Here is a 16,916-nt window from a genome sequence, read left to right as displayed (position 1 = left end):
TGCGTCCTCGCCGGATCCGTGCCGGGATCACCCGGAGAGCCCGTGCTCCAGCACATCCAGCGTGCGGTCCACCAGGTCCTTGAAATCGTCCCGGTGGCCGTGTTCTGCCCAGTACAGGGACGTCTCCATCAGGGCGCCGATGAGTGCCATCGCGGAGACCCGTACTTCCAGGCTCTCCTGGTCCCGGCCGGTGCGCTCGGCGATGGCCTGGCAGAGCATGTCGCCGGTGACCGACATGCTCTCCATCATGCGTGAGCGCACGGCCGGGACCTGGACCATCAGGTGGGTCCGGAGGCGGGAGACCTCCTCGTCCTCCTTCATGCCGTACGTGACGGCCTTCTGCATCACGTACCGCAGCGTGACCATCCACGGTTCGTCGGCCGGGCGGGCCCGGAGTTCGTCCATGATGATCGGGTCGAACTCGTCCGTGATGACGATGTCTTCCTTGGTCGGGAAGTAGCGGAAGACGGTCGACGGCGACACCTCGGCGCGCTCGGCGATCTGCTCGATCGTGGTCGCGTCGTACCCCTGTTCCTTGACGAGCGCGTACGTCGCTGTGCGGATCGCCTCGCGGGTCTTGATCTTCTTGCGCTCGCGGAGGCCCAGTTGAGGGCGGTCGGCGGGGCTGAAGGGGGAGGGTGCGGCCGTCATGCTGTTCATTGTCCGGCATCCGCCCGAGCGGTGGCCACGGCTGCACCGGTGTCCTCCTCGTCGTTCCCGTCCTTGTCCTCCTCCGTGGCCGGGGCCACCGGGGTGTTCGGCAGGAACGCCGCCGCCAGCAGCGCGGTGACGAGGGCCGCGGCGCCGCACACCAGCAGGACCAGGCCCATGCCGTGGACGTACGCACTGTTCGCGGAGGCGATGAGGTCCGCCGAGCCTGTCTTCTGAGCGACTATGTGCGCCGCCACGACGGACTCACCGGCCGTGTCTGCCGCCTTCGCGGGCAGGCCGGTCACGTCGAGGCGGTCCCGGAAGGTGCTTGCGAGCAGGCTGCCGAGCAGGGCGATGCCGATCGCGGCGCCGACCTGGCGCATGGTCATGAGGAGCCCGGAGCCGCTGCCGGCCCGGTCGCGGGGGAGCGCGCCGAGGCCGCCGTCCATCGCGGGGACGATCGAGAAGCCGAAGCCGAAGCCGGTGATGGACAGCCACAGCGCGGTGAAGCCGTAGCCGGAGTCGACCGTCGTACGGCTGCCGAGCAGTGCGGCGAAGGCGAGGACCACCAGGCCCGCGGTGACCACGGCACGGGAGCCGAACTTGGCGACGAGCGGTTGCGCGGCCCGGGCCGCGACGATCAGGCCGCCCATCATGGGCAGCAGGCGGACGCCCGTACCCAGCGCGTCGTTGCCGAGCACCGCCTGGAGGTACTGCGGCAGCACGAACAGCAGGCCGGACAGGACGAACATCACGAGGGTCGCGGCGAGTGTGTTGAAGAGGAAGCCGCGGTGGGTGAGCAGGGTCATGTCGAGCATGGGGCGTTCCATGCGCCGCTCGCGCAGCACCAGGGCGGCGATCAGGAGCGCGGCGCCGATGAGCATGCCCACGATCAGCGGGTCGCCCCAACCGCGGCCGGGCGCCTCGATGATGGCGTAGATGAGGGAGCCGAGGCCGGCCGCGGTGAGCGCGGTGGAGAGGGCGTCGACCTTGGGGGAGGCGGGGTCGCGGGTCTCGGGGAGCAGGAAGACGCAGGCGGCGATGCCGACGGCGGCCATCGGGACGTTGACCAGGAAGACCGAGCCCCACCAGAAGTGGTTGAGCAGCCAGCCGCCGATGATCGGGCCGAGCGGCAGCCCGAGCGAGGAGGCCGCGGAGATGATGCCGACGGCCTTGGTGCGCTCGTCGGGTCCGAAGAGCGAGGGCAGCACGGACAGGGCGAGCGGCATGACCAGCGCGGCGCCGAGGCCCATCAGCGTGCGGGCCGCGATGACCCAGTTGACGTCGTCGGCCAGGGCGCCGGCCACGGAACCGGCGAGGAAGACTCCGAGCCCCACGACGAGCATGCGCCGCCGCCCGTACCGGTCGCCGAGCAGTCCCGCCGGGAGCATCAGCGCGGCGAAGACGATCACGTACGAGTCCGCCATCCACTGCTGCTGGCCGGTGGTGGCGCCGAGCTGGCCCGCCATCGTGGGCAGGGCGACGTTCAGGATCGTCGTGTCGAAGCCGAGCGTGAGCATGCTCGCGACCAGGGCCCCGAGGGCCCACCAGCGGCGCGGATCGCGTCGCACTTCGTTGTTCTCAGGGACGGTGACAGTAGCCATGAAATGAGAGTAGCTGTCAAAAGATGGTTGATGTCAATGGGGATCAACTCTCAGTGCATGAAAAATGGCCACGGCTTGTGAAGCCGTGGCCATGAACAGGAGGTGCCTCAGGTGCTATCCGTGCTGGTACGCCACCAGCGAGATCCCCACGTAGTGGACGAGGAAGGCCGCCACCGTCAGGGAGTGGAAGACCTCGTGGAAGCCGAACCAGCGCGGTGACGGGTTCGGGCGCTTGATGCCGTAGATCACGCCGCCCGCGCTGTAGAGCAGTCCGCCGACGATCACCAGGACCAGGACGGCGATGCCGCCCGTGCGCATGAAGTCCGGCAGGAAGAAGACGGCCGCCCAGCCCATCGCGATGTAGCAGGGGGTGTAGAGCCAGCGCGGGGCGCCGACCCAGAAGACCCGGAAGGCGATGCCGGCCAGCGCCGCGCCCCAGATGCTCCACAGCAGCCATTCGCCCTTGGCGCCCGGCAGCAGCAGCATCGTCAGGGGTGTGTAGGTGCCCGCGATGATCAGGAAGATGTTGGCGTGATCGAGTCTGCGCAGGATGCCGTCCATGCGCGGGCTCCAGTCGCCCCGGTGGTACAGCGCGCTGACCCCGAAGAGCAGGCAGGCCGTGAAGGCGAAGATCCCGCAGGCGATCCGGGCCCGGGGTGTGTCGGCGAGAGCGGTGAGCACCAGGCCGGAGACGAGAACGGCCGGGAACATGCCGAGGTGCAGCCAGCCGCGCAGCTTCGGCTTCACGTGGTCGGGGAGGGAGAGCGCGGAGGGACCCTGGCCGGCAGTCGGCGTGTCCGTGGGCGCGTCGGGGACGGACGCAGTCATGCACACAAGCGTACCTACGGAACCGTAAGTTACGTATCAGTGCGGCGAGATGGGGGTCCGGAAGTGGCCACTGTCTCATGCGTGGCCGACGTGCGGGTACCCGGGGTGAAGCGATGGTGACGCACGGAAAACATCTGGATACGTGGCGATCCTCACTTCGCTCGTCTGTGAGGCCCTCTGGACATATGGGCGGGCGAGTCGGATGATCAAATGAGTGCGGTCGGCACCGGATGAGCGCCAAGATCGACCATCTGAAGCATCCGGGTCGCGGCCCCCACGGGGCAACAAGGACAAAATCCCTCACCATAGGAGCAATCGTGGCGCGCGACATCGCGGCTCCCCCCGTCATCCCAACCGAACACAAGGAACTGGTCTCGTGGGTGAACGAGATCGCAGAACTGACCCAGCCGGACAGCGTGGTCTGGTGTGACGGATCAGAGGCCGAGTACGAGCGGCTGAGCGAGGAGCTCGTCCGAAAGGGCACCTTCCAGAAGCTCGACCCGATCAAGCGCCCCAACTCCTACTACGCCGCCTCCGACCCGACCGATGTCGCCCGGGTCGAGGACAGGACGTTCATCTGCTCCGAGCAGGAGCAGGACGCGGGCCCGACCAACCACTGGAAGGCTCCGGCGGAAATGCGGGAGATCTTCGCGGGAGAAAAGGGCATCTTCCGCGGCTCCATGAAGGGCCGGACGATGTACGTCGTCCCGTTCTGCATGGGCCCCCTCGGTTCGGACCTCTCCGCGATCGGCGTCGAGATCACCGACTCCGCCTACGTCGCCGTCTCCATGCGCACCATGACCCGCATGGGACAGCCCGTCCTCGACGAACTCGGTACCGACGGATTCTTCGTGCGTGCTGTGCACACGCTCGGAGCCCCGCTGGCCGAGGGCGAGGCGGACGTGCCGTGGCCGTGCAACTCCACCAAGTACATCTCGCACTTCCCCGAGAGCCGCGAGATCTGGTCCTACGGCTCCGGCTACGGCGGCAACGCGCTGCTCGGCAAGAAGTGCTACGCCCTGCGCATCGCCTCCGTGATGGCGCGGGACGAGGGCTGGCTCGCCGAGCACATGCTGATCCTCAAACTCACCCCGCCGCAGGGGGAGTCGAAGTACGTGGCCGCCGCCTTCCCGAGCGCCTGCGGCAAGACCAACCTCGCGATGCTGGAGCCCACCGTCTCCGGCTGGACCGTGGAGACCATCGGTGACGACATCGCCTGGATGCGGTTCGGCGAGGACGGCCGGCTCTACGCGATCAACCCCGAGGCCGGTTTCTTCGGCGTCGCGCCCGGCACCGGCGAGCACACCAACGCCAACGCGATGAAGACGCTGTGGGGCAACTCCGTCTTCACCAACGTGGCGTTGACCGACGACAACGACATCTGGTGGGAGGGCATGACGGAGGAGACTCCGGCCCACCTCACGGACTGGAAGGGCAACTCCTGGACGCCGGAGTCCACTTCGCCCGCCGCGCACCCCAACGCCCGCTTCACCGTGCCCGCTTCGCAGTGCCCGATCATCGCGCCCGAGTGGGAGGACCCCAAGGGCGTGCCGATCTCGGCGATCCTGTTCGGCGGCCGGCGTGCCTCGGCCGTACCGCTGGTGACGGAGTCCTTCGACTGGAACCACGGTGTCTTCCTCGGCGCCAACGTGGCCTCCGAGAAGACCGCCGCCGCCGAGGGCAAGGTCGGCGAGCTGCGCCGCGACCCGTTCGCCATGCTGCCGTTCTGCGGCTACAACATGGGCGACTACATGGGCCACTGGGTCGATGTGGCCAAGGGCAGGGACCAGGCCAAGCTCCCGAAGATCTACTACGTGAACTGGTTCCGCAAGAACGAGGCGGGCAAGTTCGTGTGGCCGGGCTTCGGCGAGAACAGCCGTGTCCTGAAATGGATCGTCGACCGCCTCGACGGCCGCGCCGAGGGCGTCGAGACCCCGATCGGCGTGCTGCCGGCCAAGGGCGCCCTCGACACCAAGGGCCTCGACCTGTCCGAGGCCGACCTCGACTTCCTGCTCACCGTCGACAAGGACGTGTGGCGCGAGGAAGCGGCCCTGGTCCCCGACCACCTCAACACCTTCGGCGACCACACCCCGAAGGAACTGTGGGACGAGTACCGGGCGCTGGTCCAGCGCCTCGGCTGAATCCCGTAGCGAAACCGTAGGGGCCCGCACAACGGCGTGCGGGCCCTTACCCGTTGGCCTTCATTTCTTCCATCACCTCTGCCCGGACCGGCATTTCGGGGGACACTCGGGACAACTCGCAACGAACCCGAACCCCGAAGTGAGGTGAGCGGGGTGCGCACTCCGGTCAGCGATCCGCTGAGCGTGGGGCCGTACCGGATCGCCGGGCGGCTCGGCTCCGGCGGTATGGGATGGGTGTATCTCGGCCGTTCCCCGGCCGGCCGTGAGGTGGCGGTGAAGGTCGTACGGCCCGAACTGGCCGCCGAGCAGGAGTTCCGCGAGCGCTTCGCCCGCGAGGTCGCCGCCGCCCGCCTGGTCAGCGGCGCCTACACGGCGGCCGTGGTCGACGCGGACACCCAGGCCGAACTCCCCTGGCTGGCAACGATGTACGTGCCCGGCCCCTCCCTCGCCGAGGCCGTCCGCACCGACGGGCCGCTGCCCGAGCCGCAGGTCCGCAGGCTCGGCGCGTTCCTCGTCGAGGCCCTGCAGGCGATCCACGCGGCCAACCTGGTCCACCGCGACCTCAAGCCGGCCAACGTGCTGCTGGCCTCCGACGGCCCCCGCGTCATCGACTTCGGCATCTCCCGCGTCGAGGGCGCCCCGAGCCTCACCCGGGCCGGAATCGTGGTCGGCACCCCGCCGTTCATGTCGCCGGAGCAGATGACGGCCGCGCCGCTCGGCCCGCCCACCGACGTGTTCTCCCTCGGCGGTGTCCTGGTGTACGCGCTGACCGGCCGCCCGCCGTTCGGCACGGGCGAGGCGGTGAGCCTGCGGGTGGTGCACCGCGCACCCGACCTGGACGACGTACCGGCGGGGCTACGGCCGCTGCTCGCACGGTGTCTTGCCAAGCGCCCCGGTGACCGGCCCCGACTGGACGTCCTGCTGGGGGAGTTGCTGTCACCGCCGCGCACCGCGGTCTGGCCGCCGCCCGCCGTGGCCCGCACCATCGAGGTCCGCCGCAGCGAGTTGGAGGCCCGGCGCGGCGGCGGTACGAGCCTGCCGGTGCCGTCCTGTCTGCTGCTGCACGCGCAGGCCCTGCTGGACGCGGGCCTCACCGACGACATGGTCACGCGGGCGGTGACGCGTGGCGACGCCTGAGTCCTCCCTCCCGCCCGGCCGGGACTACGACATCGCCTCCTCCTGGCGGCAGTTGACGCACACCTGGGGCGCCCGCCGGAATTACCACGTCGAGAGCGATGTCGATTCCCTCTCCCTGCAATTCGATCTAGAGGAGTCGGGACGCACGCTCACCGTGCGCTTCATGACCACGAAAAGACTTCTCGTCGCCTTTGTCACCGACGGTCATTCTCTGCGCAAGGATCAATTGGCGATCGCCGCCGCCGCGTCCAACGCGTGGAACACCGAACAGCTGAATCCCATGCTGTCGGTGTGGGACGTGCGCGGACCCGGGCCGTGCCTCGCCGGGGTCTGCGACCTCCCGCTGACCTGCCGGATCTCGCAGGCCGACTTCGATGTCCTGGCCAGTGATTGGGTGGAACGGGCGCGACAGATGTTCACCCGTTGTCATCAGGTTTTCCAGCTGTAGAAATGAATTGAGCATTCTCAGTCAACCCCTTTCGGCCACGGCCCTGTTGCCTCCACTATGGGCGCCAACGGGGGGTCGTCATGAGACGTACGTTGTTCACTGCCTTGCTGTTCGGCCTGTTGATCGCGGTGATTCCGGCGGGGCCGGCGGCTGCCGCCGATGATCCCTGCGGCAAGGATTTCCCGACGCGGCTGGAGTGCTGGAAGGACGCGCTCGACGACGGGGTCGTGGTCACGGTCAGGCTGAACAAGTCCCTGGACCTGGAGGGCAGTCGGCGGATCAGCCAGGCCGCCGTCCGTCAGGACCTCAAGAACCTTCAGGTACAGGTACCGGCCGGCGTCCACACCGGCCAGGGCGGCACCTTGCTGTTCATCCTGGCCGGCCAGCGGCTCGTCGACCCGGACGCCACGATCGACCGGCTGGACAAAGAGTCGCTGAAAGCCCTCGGCAGCTGCGGCGGCGACGAGGTGTGCAAGGCGCTTCAGGGATCCTCGCGGACCGGCAGCCAACTGATCGGCAAGCAGGGCGTCGCCGAACTCGGCAAACACACCTTCACCGTCGGAGAACCGAAGTCCAAGGGCTACCCGCTGCCCCTCATCGTCGCCCTGACCGCCGTACTCCTCCTCCTGCTCCTCGGCCTCTTCCTGGCCGTCCGCCGCTCCCGCGCCCCGGCCGTCGCGGGCGCCACGGTGGCCCACTCCGAGGAGACCACCGCCGAGACCACCGCCAGACTCCGCCCCGTCCCGCCCGCCCCCGCACCGCCCCCGTCCCCCGGCCGCCGGGTCGGCCCCCGCACCGGTCCGTCCCGAACAGCCGTCGTCCGTACGGCACTTCACCCGCAGGGCTACGTCGAACTCGACCACGTCCTCTACCGCGCGGTGTGGGCCGAACCCGACCGCACCGCGCCCGAGCCCGGCGCGCACGTCGAGGTCACCGACGCCCACGAAACCGACTCCGACGTCCTGTACGCCTTCCCGCCCGCCGCCCGGCATCACGCCCGCGGCAGCTCGTGACCCCCCTACCGCTCGTGCCACCAGGAGACACCATGCACAGCGAATACCCGCCCACGCTGCCGGCGGAGTACGCCGACATCGAGTTCGAGAACAACGCGCAACGGCTGCCGCTGGTGCTGTGCCTGGACACGTCGAGTTCGATGGCGGGCGCGCCCATCCAGTCGCTCAACGACGCGCTCGCCGAGTGGACCCGCGAACTCCACGACGACGTCTCCCTCAGCTACAGCGTCGAGGTCGCCGTGATCACCTTCGGCGGCCGGGGCGTCGGCGCCTGGCGCGGACCCCAACTCCTCGACCCGCGCACCCCGGTGAGCCCCTTCGTGCCCGCGCACGCGTTCCAGGCACCGCGGTTCACCGCGTCCGGCGTGACCCTGATGACCGAGGCGCTGGAGCTGGCCATGCAGGTCGTCGCGGCCCGCAAGGCGGAGCTGCGCGCCTCCGGACTCCAGTACTACCGCCCGCAGATCTGCCTGGTCACCGACGGCCTCCCCACCGACGGCACCGGCCATATGACCGACTCCTGGCACCGGCTGCTGCCCGTCCTCGCCGAGGAGCAACAGGCCCGCCGCTTCCGGCTCTACGCGATCGGCGTCGGCGGCATCACCGACCGCGGCGAACAGGTGCTCCAGGCGTTCGCGCCGAAGTTCAACGCCCGCATCCAGGGCTTCCCGTTCCGCGAGCTGCTCCAGATGATGTCGGCCAGCGCCAACGCCGAACAGAAGGGCGCGGGCGACGAGGTCTTCGAGAAGATCTTCAGCCAGTTCAAGACACAGCGCCCGGCCTGGGAGAGCTGAGCGGTGGCCGCGTCGCCCTGGCGCATCCACGGCCTGAGCGTCGAGGGCTACCGCCACCGCCGCACCGGCACCCCCTGCCAGGACGCCTGCACCTATGTGGCGTCCGCGCCGGTGACCGTGCTCGCCGTCGCGGACGGCGCGGGCAGCCGCCCGCACTCCGACCAAGGGGCCCTGCACGCCGTCGAGTTGGCGGCCGAGCACTTCCGGCGCCGGGCCGCCGCCGCGTCCGGCTGCCCGCCGGGCACCGAGGTCCACGACCTGCTCGCCGACGCCTTCCACGACGTGGCGAAGATCTTCCTGGACACCTACGGCGCCACCGCCCCCGACTACGCCACCACCCTCACCGTTGTCGTCCTCACCCCGGGCTGGCTCGGCCATCTCAGCGTCGGCGACGGCTTCGTGGTCGTACGGGCCGGAACCGAGGACGGGCAACGGCAGTTCCACCTCCTCCCGCAGCCGCCCGCCGTCAGCGAGTACAGCAACGAGACCGTCTTCCTCACCTCCCCGGACGCGCCCCGCCGACTGCGTACCGACTGCGTGGCGGACCCGCGCGTCGACGGCGTGCTGCTGTCCACCGACGGCCTCGCCCAGGCCGCGCTCTCCACCCCCGGCGGCGGCCCGCCGGAGCCCAACACGTCTTTCGTGGACGCCGTGTTGCGCTCCCTGGACACCCCGGGGCCGGTGACGGACAGCGCGCACGAGAACATCGCCGCCCTCCTCAGGTCGGACCGGCTGACCAGCCTGAACGGCGACGACAAGACCCTGCTGCGGGCCGTGCGCACGGTGACCCCGTGACCGGCCGCACCGTCCACCTGGACGGCAAGCCCGTCACCCTCGCCGAACTCCCCCTCAAGGGCGGCGGCCAGGCGGCCGTCTTCCCCGTCGAGGGCGACGAGACGATCGTCGTCAAGCTCTACCGCGACCGCCCGGGCCCGGACCTGGAGCGCCGCCTCGCCCGCATGCTGACCATGTCACCCCTCGCGGCCCGCCCCACCGACGCCAACCAGCCCCCCGAACTCGCCTGGCCCACCGCCATCGCCCGAGGCCCCGACGACACCTTCCTCGGCTACGCCATGCGCCGCTTCGGCGAACCCCAACACGTCCAGCTGGTGGGCCTGTTCACCCGCGCCCAGCGCCTGCGCCTGTTCGGCGACCGCGCGGACTGGCGCTTCCTGCTCGGCGTCGCCTGGAACCTCGCCTTCATGACGGCCCGCATGCACTACGACAACCTCGTCATCGGCGACTTCTCGTCGAGCAACGTCGTCGTCGACGCCAACGGCTTCGTCACGTTCCTCGACTGCGACTCCATCGCCTTCACCGACCCGGTCACCGGCGAGCACTTCCCGTGCCTGATGCACACCACCGACTACTCCTCACCGGAACGCCAGTCGGGCGCGGCGGCCACCCCGGAGAGCGACAACTTCGCGCTGGCGGTACTCATCTACCAACTCCTCACGGCAGGCAACCACCCCTTCGGCGGCGTCCCGCACGAGAGCACCTCCGAGTCGACGGTCAAGGACAACATCGCCGCCAGCGTCTCCTACGTCGTCCGCCCCGAGGCGGTCGTCATCCCGCGCGGCACCGTCGACCCCTCGGTCCTCCCGCCGGACCTCCTCGGCCTGGCCCACACGGCCTTCAGCGCGGGCGTCCACGCCCCCGCCGCCCGCCCCACCCCGGAGGTCTGGCTGCGCGCCCTCGACCAGGAACGCTCCCGCGTCCAGTCCTGCCCGGCCCGCCCCCTGCACACCTACGGCTCCCACCTCCCGACCTGCCCGTGGTGCACCCGCGCCGCGGTGACGGGCCACGACGTCTTCAACCCACCGGTGCGCCGGCCGATGCCGGTCCCGGTGCCGCCGGTGGCCGTGCCGGAGAGCCACCCGTTCGGCCCGCTGAAGGTGGCGGGCCTGCTGTTCGCCGTAGTCCTGGTGCTCATCGTGCTCATCGTGTTGGGCACCCGTTGATCCACGTCAGGTGGAACGCCCCCGGTCCTCCAGATACCGCGTGTGCGACTCCTGCCGCCGCGCCTCCACCTCACGCAGGTTCGCCGCGAGCCCCTGCGCCTCCTCCTGAAGCACCGTCAACTGCCGCTCCAGATGGCGTTCCGGCGGCTCGGTGCCGGGCGCCAGCCGCGTCCACCACCGCGTCCGTACGAACGTGTCGACGGCCTCCGGTACGTCCTGCCGGATCGCCCGCGACAGGATGTGCACGCCCTCCGGATCCTGCGCGAGATGCTGCGTGACCTGCGGATCGAGCAGCCCGGCGAGGAGTTGGTTCAGTTCGGTGAGCCGGCCCGTGGCGGCGGGCGGCAGCTCGATGCCGGTGAGATAGCCGCCCAGCTTCTCGAAGTCGTCGCGCAGTTCCTCCAGTTGGGCCGACGGATCCGGGAAGTCGGGCAGCGGCGGCCGTTCCGGCGGTGCGATCAGCGCACCCGCGCCGTACAGCCCCACGACCACGACCGGCCAGTACGGCCCCGCCACGCCCACGAACGTCAGCACCAGCCCGAGCAGCCCGCACGCGCTGCCGGTGAGGTTCTTGCGGGACTCCAAGTAGCCGAGGAACTTACTGGTAGCCACGGATCTCCTCGAAGGCGCCGTCCAGCGAGCCCTTCTGGGCGTCGAAGAGACGGCCGCCGGTCAGGTCGGCGATGTGCTGGAGCTCCGCCTTGTCCGAGTCGCCGAAGAGAATGGGGAAGACGGGGATCTCCCGCTGTGCGCCGGTCAGTTGACGATAGAACCCGTCGAACTCCTTGGCCTTCGCACCGGTCGTGTTCTCGCCGTCCGTCATCAGCACGATCGACGTGAACGTGTCGCCGCCGGTGCCGAGATGGTCGTAGGCCTTCTCCAGCGAGGTGTAGATCGCGGTGTTCCCGTCGGCGCTGAGCGCCTTGGTGTCCTTGCGGATGGCATCCAGCCCGGCCTGCGGATCGCCCGGGCTCACCACATGCGTCTTCACGCTCTTCACGGCCGACCCGAACGGCATCAGCGTGACCTCCTCGCGCTGCCGGAAGTCACCGGTCAGATCGGTGAGGGCCTTCTTCAGCCGGGACAGCCGGTCGCCCGCCATCGACCCCGAGGTGTCGAGGACGTACACCGTCCGCGAGGGCCGGCGCAGCTTGTTCTCGTACGAGTCGAGGAGCCCGTCGGCCACGGACCGGCTGCCGGGGAACGGGAGTTCACGCCGTCGGCCGGTGTCCAGGCCGGACGCGGGCGGCACGGAGGTGACGACCGGGCGGCGGTGCGTGCGGGTGGTGATCAGCTTCTGCAGGGCGTCCGTGCGCAGGTCGGTGGTCACCCGGCGGACGTTCTCGCGGGTCGTGGCGTCCGTCGAGGCGAGGGAGGTCAGCGGGTAGTCGGCGGTGACGACCCCGTCGCTCGGGCGGATCACGGTCAGACCCGGGATGCCCTTGAGGACGGACTCGTAGTTGAGCAACGCGTCCACGTTCCCCCGGCGTTGGTACGCCTCCGCCAGCCAGCCCGACGAACCCGACGTCAGCTTCTGCCCCTTGAAGAACTCCTTCAGCCGGGGAGTCGCCTTGGTGACGTCCGCGTCGGTGAGCGCCGACTGGGCGCCGGAGAGCGCGGAGGCGACCGAGACGAGTGTGGAGAAACCGGAGTTGGAGCGGGCCGGGTCGGTCATGCCGTAGGTCAACCTGCCGTCCTGGACGGCCTGTTCGATCTGCGACCAGGTCACCTTCTCCGGCTGCCAGCCCAGTGCCGTTACGGTCGCCGTCTTCACCCCGATCGCGACCGGGCTCGACATGATCGACGTCTCGGACACGACCTTCTTCGCCGCATCCGGCCGCAGCCGCAGATAGTCGTTCGACGACAGCCACAGCGCGTCGTACCGCCCGTCGGCCTTGCCCTTCGCCAGCAGGTCCACGGCGTCCAGGGTGCCCATGTAGGTGGGGCGGATCGTGACGCCGGTGTCTTTGCGGACCTGGTCGAACACCGGGGTCATGTCGCTGAGTTCACTGGAGGCGAGGACGCGGAGGGTGCCGGGTTCGGGGGCGTTGCCGTCGGTCTTCGTCTCGGGTGCGGACGTGCACGCGGTGAGCAGCGCGACCGTGCCGAGCGCGAGGGCGAGGAGGCGTCTCATCCGAGGCCACCCTCCAGCGCGCTCTGCGACCGGCTCCGCTCCAAGTACGTGCTGGCGTTCTGGAGTTCGGACGTGAGGGACTCCACAGTCGCCGCCATCACCTCGGTCGCCTGGACCTTGTAGGTGTCGATGGCGTCGAGGGTGCGGTAGATCTGCTGGAACGCGGTGCGCAGCGTCTCCGCGCCCACCGCGGGGTCGGCCGCGATGCGCTGGATCTCGCCGCTCTGCGTGGCGAGCATCTCCGCGTTGCCCCGGATCAGGTCCTCGGTCGTGCCGCGCAGGGCGTTGACCTGGTCGACGACCTTGCGCTGGTTTTCGAGGGCGGAGGCGAGCATGACCGAGATCCGGAGGGCCGAGACGGTGGTCGTGGCCGCCCGGTCGACGCCCTTGATGAGTTCGTCGTTGTTGCGCCGTACGACGTCCATCGCCAAGTAGCCCTGCGCGCACACCGCGAGCTGGGTCAGCAGGTCCTGGTGCTTCTGCCGGACCGGGAAGAGGACGTCCGCGCGCAGGGTGTCGGCCTGGCTCGGGTCGGTGGACTCGACGCCGGCGATGTGGTGCTCGACGGCCGAGTCCAGGGCCTGGGTGAGGACCACGTACTCCTGGAGCTTGCCCATGGTCTCCCAGAGCCGGACCCGCTCGGTCTGCAACGCCGCGTTGTCGCGCCGGAGTTCGTCCTGCCCGCCGCGCAGCGAGCCCACGATCTTGTTCAACGTGCCCTGCGCGGAGGCGTACTTGGCGACATGGTCACGCAGCTTGTTGCCACCGGGCAGCCGGGACAGGAACTTCCGCCCCTTCGACGCCGACAGGTCACGCGGGTCCAAGTCCTCGACCACGCGCCGGAGTTCGACGAGCGAGCCCGCCACCTGCGACTGGGCGTCCCCGCCCTTGGACGGAAGGCTGCGCACGGTCCGCTCCAGCATGCGGTTGGACTGCGCGGTCGCGCTGCGCATCTCCCCGGCGCCGAGCGCGGTGATCTCGCCGACCTTGCCCGCGAACTCGGGCGAACGGGCGTCCAGGGCGGCGAGCCCCTCCACATAGGCGCCGGCCTTGCGCTCCATGTCCGTACGCACACTGTCGTCGACAGGAACGAGCCCGCCGGCCTTCTCCTTCGGAACGGCCTTCACGGCCTCCGGCGGAGTGAGAGTGAAGACGTCGTCACCGCTGAGAGTGTGCTCACTGCTGTTCTGGCTGCTGTTGAAGCTGCTGCTCATGTGGTTCCCCCCGGTCAACCGCGCGCCCGGCGCGCCATGTCGTGCAGCACCGTGGAGGTGGGCACGGGCGCCTGCCGGACGCCGGTCAGCGTCTGGTTGAGATAGCTGGAGTGGGCGGCGGTGGCCGCGACGAACTCAGCGGTGTCACCCTGCGGCCGGAACCCGTACCGCACGGCGAGCTTCCGCAACGTCGGGTCCGAGCTGAGGAGTTCACCCAGGGCCCGGCCCTCGGGAGTGAGCGGTACGACGGTGTGGTCGCTGTTGGCCGTGGTGTCCGGGTAGAGGACGACGAGGTCGCCGACCGGCTGCTTGCCGAGGAGCAGCGAGGCCACCTGCGACTCGTACACCAGGACCAGCGGATTGCCGGCGCCGCTGACGAAGTCCCTGAACGGCCCGTCCGAGCTGGACTGTTGGGCGCCCTGCACGCTGATCAGCTTGCGCATCAGGGGCGCGGTGCGACCGACATCGGCGCTACTGGCCGCGACCCGCCCGCCGTCGGCGACGTAGGAGGCGGCGGCGAGGTACAGGGCACCGGAGTTGGAGGTCTCCGGGTCGGTGGTCGCGATGTAGAGAGTGCCGGTCAACTCACCGTGCTTTTCAGCCCCCTTGAGCTGCTGCCAGGTCCGGTCGGCCTTGGCGGCATCCAAATACGCACCCATCTTCAGGGTGCCGCGATCCTGGCCCTTGTCCAGCGTGGCGAGCCCGTTGTCCGCGAGCACCTGGGCGGCGCTGCGATGGGCCACGACCACGAGCGGCGAGTAGAAGGGCCGCGGCAAGGGCTGCTGCACCTTGTACTTGGCGGCGAGCGCGTCGGCCGGCGCCTGACTGGAGGGGAAGGCGAAGTCGTACCCCTTGAGGTCGCGGCCCTCCATGGCCCAGGACCCGGAGGTCTCCGTCCTCACGGTGAAGCCCTTGGCGGCGAGGGCCTTCACCACATCGGGATCGGCGAAGAAGTCCGCCTTCTCCGAACCGATCACTCCACGCACGGTCTTCGTTGCCGTGCCCTTGTCCCCGTTGTCCCGGCCCGCTACGACGGCTGCCACCACTCCGCCGATCAGCAACACCGCGAGGACGATTCCTGCGATACGTCTCACGAGGGGCAGCGTGCTCGCGGAACCCAACATTCCCCGAGGAAAGGGATGAACGGAAGGTGTCGGACGGGTCCCGGATCAACACGGCCGTCTTTAGGGGCGCGGGGAACTGCGCGACCAGCCACAGCGGGCGCGCACCCGCAAAAGCACGGAACCCCTACGGCGATCAGGCGACCGCGGTCACCGCATGCGCATCCATCCGCTCGGCAGACAAAATCGCCGCAGCCGTATCCGCACGAGAAGCCGCAACAACCAACGCCCGCCCGGCAAGCGCGTGCGCCCGCTGATGCAACGCATCCAACCGGGACGTAGGCGTGGCCGCAGCCGCACGGGCCGGCGAGGCACCCCCACGCAACCGCGTCAACTGCCCGGCAAGCCGCTCGGCGGCAACATCCAGCTCCGCCGAAGGCTCAAGCGCCCGCAGTTCATCAGTCACCGCAAGCAGCGCAGCGAGGTGACCCGCAAGCTGAATGTCCAGTTCCTCCTCACGCGACCGATGAGGAAAGTCGGAGGACGGGCGGGCCACGGTGCTGTGGACCGACTTCGTGCGGATCGGTTCGTACATGGCATGGTCTCCTGTGCTCAGACAGGAAACCATCCTAGCTTAGATTGCGTCTAAAGTTGTGTTGGCCGAAAAATTGACCGGAAGAAGTCGAAGAAAAACAGGCCGCGAGGTTTAGGGCTGGCTGTACCCGTCCAGGAAGTTCCCGATCCGCGTCACCGCGTCCCGCAGATCCCCGACCGAGGGCAGCGTCACGACCCGGAAGTGGTCGGGCTCGGACCAGTTGAAGCCGGTGCCGTGGACGACCATGATCTTCTCGCGGCGCAGCAGGTCGAGCACCATCTGCCGGTCGTCCTTGACCTTGAAGACCTGTGGGTCGAGCCGCGGGAACAGATACAGCGCCCCCTTCGGCTTCACGCAGGTCACACCCGGGATCTGGGTCAGCAGCTCGTACGCGACGTCCCGCTGCTCCTTGAGCCGCCCGCCCGGCAGCACCAGGTCGTTGATGGTCTGCCGCCCGCTGAGCGCGGCGACCACCCCGTGCTGCCCGGGCATGTTGGCGCAGAGCCGCATGTTGGCCAGGATCGTCAGACCCTCGATGTAGGACTCGGCGTGCGCGCGCGGCCCGGAGATCGACATCCACCCGACCCGGTAACCGGCCACCCGGTACGCCTTCGACATCCCGTTGAACGTGAGCGTCAGCAGGTCCGGGGCGATCTTCGCGGTCGGGATGTGCGTGGCGCCGTCGTAGAGGATCTTGTCGTAGATCTCGTCGGAGCAGACGAGGAGGTTGTGGCGGCGGGCGATGTCGGTCAGCCCGCGCAGCATCTCCTCGTCGTAGACGGCCCCGGTCGGGTTGTTCGGGTTGATGATGACGATCGCCTTGGTGCGGTCGCTGACCTTCCGCTCCACGTCGGCGAGGTCGGGCATCCAGTCGGACTGCTCGTCGCAGCGGTAGTGGACGGCGGTCCCGCCGGAGAGCGAGACGGCGGCGGTCCACAGGGGGTAGTCGGGGGAGGGGACGAGCACCTCGTCGCCGTCGTCGAGCAGGCCCTGCATCGCCATGACGATCAGCTCGGAGACGCCGTTGCCGATGAAGACGTGCTCCACGTCCGTCTCGATGCCGAGGGTCTGGTTGTGCATGACGACCGCGCGGCGGGCGGCCAGCAGGCCCTTCGCGTCGCCGTACCCGTGTGCCGACGACACGTTCCGGAGGATGTCCTCCAGGATCTCGGGCGGGCACTCGAACCCGAAGGCCGCCGGGTTGCCCGTGTTCAGCTTCAGGATGCGGTGGCCGGCCGCTTCCAGACGCATCGCCTCTTCGAGAACCGGGCCCCGGATCTCGTAACAGACGTTGGAGAGCTTGGTCGACTGGATCACCTGCATGTCGGTGAGCTT

Annotated in this window: 16 protein-coding genes; 7 read left to right on the top strand and 9 right to left on the bottom strand. The window is 69.3% G+C overall.

The features are described from left to right. Positions 1-27: 27 nt before the first annotated feature. The 3 genes from OC490_RS01895 to trhA all read right to left on the bottom strand — a co-directional run bounded on the left by OC490_RS01895 (position 28) and on the right by trhA (position 3,083). Positions 28-660, bottom strand: coding sequence for a TetR/AcrR family transcriptional regulator (locus OC490_RS01895; RefSeq protein ID WP_262055966.1), 633 nt, complete (start codon positions 658-660; stop codon positions 28-30). Continuing rightward, positions 657-2,255 (bottom strand): MFS transporter, encoded by a 1,599-nt coding sequence (locus OC490_RS01890; RefSeq protein ID WP_262055965.1) that lies wholly within the window; start codon positions 2,253-2,255, stop codon positions 657-659. The genes OC490_RS01895 and OC490_RS01890 overlap by 4 nt, the downstream gene beginning before the upstream one ends. Positions 2,256-2,369: 114 nt before the next feature. After that, on the bottom strand, positions 2,370-3,083 hold the full coding sequence (gene trhA, locus OC490_RS01885) for a PAQR family membrane homeostasis protein TrhA (protein ID WP_262055964.1): 714 nt from the start codon (positions 3,081-3,083) through the stop codon (positions 2,370-2,372). 317 nt (positions 3,084-3,400) lie between these two features. On the opposite strand from trhA, the gene OC490_RS01880 reads away from it, so the two are divergent. From OC490_RS01880 to OC490_RS01850, 7 genes are all read left to right on the top strand, one after another. Next, the gene (locus OC490_RS01880) at positions 3,401-5,224 is read left to right on the top strand and encodes a phosphoenolpyruvate carboxykinase (GTP) (RefSeq protein ID WP_262055963.1); all 1,824 of its coding nucleotides are present in this window, start codon (positions 3,401-3,403) and stop codon (positions 5,222-5,224) included. Positions 5,225-5,377: 153 nt separating this feature from the next. Then, positions 5,378-6,361 (top strand): serine/threonine-protein kinase, encoded by a 984-nt coding sequence (locus tag OC490_RS01875; protein WP_262055962.1) that lies wholly within the window; start codon positions 5,378-5,380, stop codon positions 6,359-6,361. After that, positions 6,348-6,809 carry a hypothetical protein gene (locus OC490_RS01870; protein ID WP_262055961.1) on the top strand — a complete coding sequence of 154 codons (462 nt, stop codon included), beginning with the start codon at positions 6,348-6,350 and terminating at the stop codon, positions 6,807-6,809. The genes OC490_RS01875 and OC490_RS01870 overlap by 14 nt, the downstream gene beginning before the upstream one ends. An 80-nt stretch (positions 6,810-6,889) precedes the next feature. Beyond that, positions 6,890-7,822, top strand: a complete 933-nt coding sequence (locus tag OC490_RS01865; protein ID WP_262055960.1) for a hypothetical protein — start codon at positions 6,890-6,892, stop codon at positions 7,820-7,822. Positions 7,823-7,854: 32 nt separating this feature from the next. After that, complete coding sequence (locus OC490_RS01860) at positions 7,855-8,616, top strand: vWA domain-containing protein (RefSeq protein WP_262055959.1); 762 nt, start codon at positions 7,855-7,857, stop codon at positions 8,614-8,616. Positions 8,617-8,619: 3 nt separating this feature from the next. Beyond that, positions 8,620-9,411, top strand: a complete 792-nt coding sequence (locus OC490_RS01855) for a PP2C family serine/threonine-protein phosphatase (RefSeq protein ID WP_262055958.1) — start codon at positions 8,620-8,622, stop codon at positions 9,409-9,411. Continuing rightward, complete coding sequence (locus tag OC490_RS01850) at positions 9,408-10,577, top strand: hypothetical protein (protein WP_262055957.1); 1,170 nt, start codon at positions 9,408-9,410, stop codon at positions 10,575-10,577. Before OC490_RS01855 ends, OC490_RS01850 begins: the two co-directional genes overlap by 4 nt. Before the next feature lie 6 nt (positions 10,578-10,583). Here OC490_RS01850 and OC490_RS01845 read toward each other — a convergent pair whose 3' ends face one another. From OC490_RS01845 to OC490_RS01820, 6 genes are all read right to left on the bottom strand, one after another. Continuing rightward, positions 10,584-11,189 (bottom strand): hypothetical protein, encoded by a 606-nt coding sequence (locus OC490_RS01845; protein WP_262055956.1) that lies wholly within the window; start codon positions 11,187-11,189, stop codon positions 10,584-10,586. Beyond that, positions 11,176-12,711: a vWA domain-containing protein gene (locus OC490_RS01840; protein ID WP_262055955.1), complete on the bottom strand. Its 1,536-nt coding sequence runs from the start codon at positions 12,709-12,711 to the stop codon at positions 11,176-11,178. Before OC490_RS01840 ends, OC490_RS01845 begins: the two co-directional genes overlap by 14 nt. Further along, positions 12,708-13,925 (bottom strand): toxic anion resistance protein, encoded by a 1,218-nt coding sequence (locus OC490_RS01835; protein WP_262055954.1) that lies wholly within the window; start codon positions 13,923-13,925, stop codon positions 12,708-12,710. Before OC490_RS01835 ends, OC490_RS01840 begins: the two co-directional genes overlap by 4 nt. 14 nt (positions 13,926-13,939) lie before the next feature. Further along, positions 13,940-15,019, bottom strand: a complete 1,080-nt coding sequence (locus OC490_RS01830) for a substrate-binding domain-containing protein (protein ID WP_262055953.1) — start codon at positions 15,017-15,019, stop codon at positions 13,940-13,942. Positions 15,020-15,182: 163 nt separating this feature from the next. Further along, positions 15,183-15,581, bottom strand: a complete 399-nt coding sequence (locus OC490_RS01825) for a hypothetical protein (protein WP_262055952.1) — start codon at positions 15,579-15,581, stop codon at positions 15,183-15,185. A 111-nt stretch (positions 15,582-15,692) separates the two neighbouring features. Continuing rightward, positions 15,693-16,904 carry a pyridoxal phosphate-dependent aminotransferase gene (locus OC490_RS01820; protein WP_262055951.1) on the bottom strand — a complete coding sequence of 404 codons (1,212 nt, stop codon included), beginning with the start codon at positions 16,902-16,904 and terminating at the stop codon, positions 15,693-15,695. Positions 16,905-16,916: the final 12 nt, after the last annotated feature.

Origin of the sequence: Streptomyces sp. STR69 (assembly GCF_024519455.1) — a bacterium.
In the GTDB taxonomy this organism is placed as follows: Bacteria; Actinomycetota; Actinomycetes; order Streptomycetales; family Streptomycetaceae; genus Streptomyces.
The sequence above is the reverse complement of the archived record's forward strand: the minus strand, read 5'-3'. Positions and strand labels throughout refer to the sequence as shown.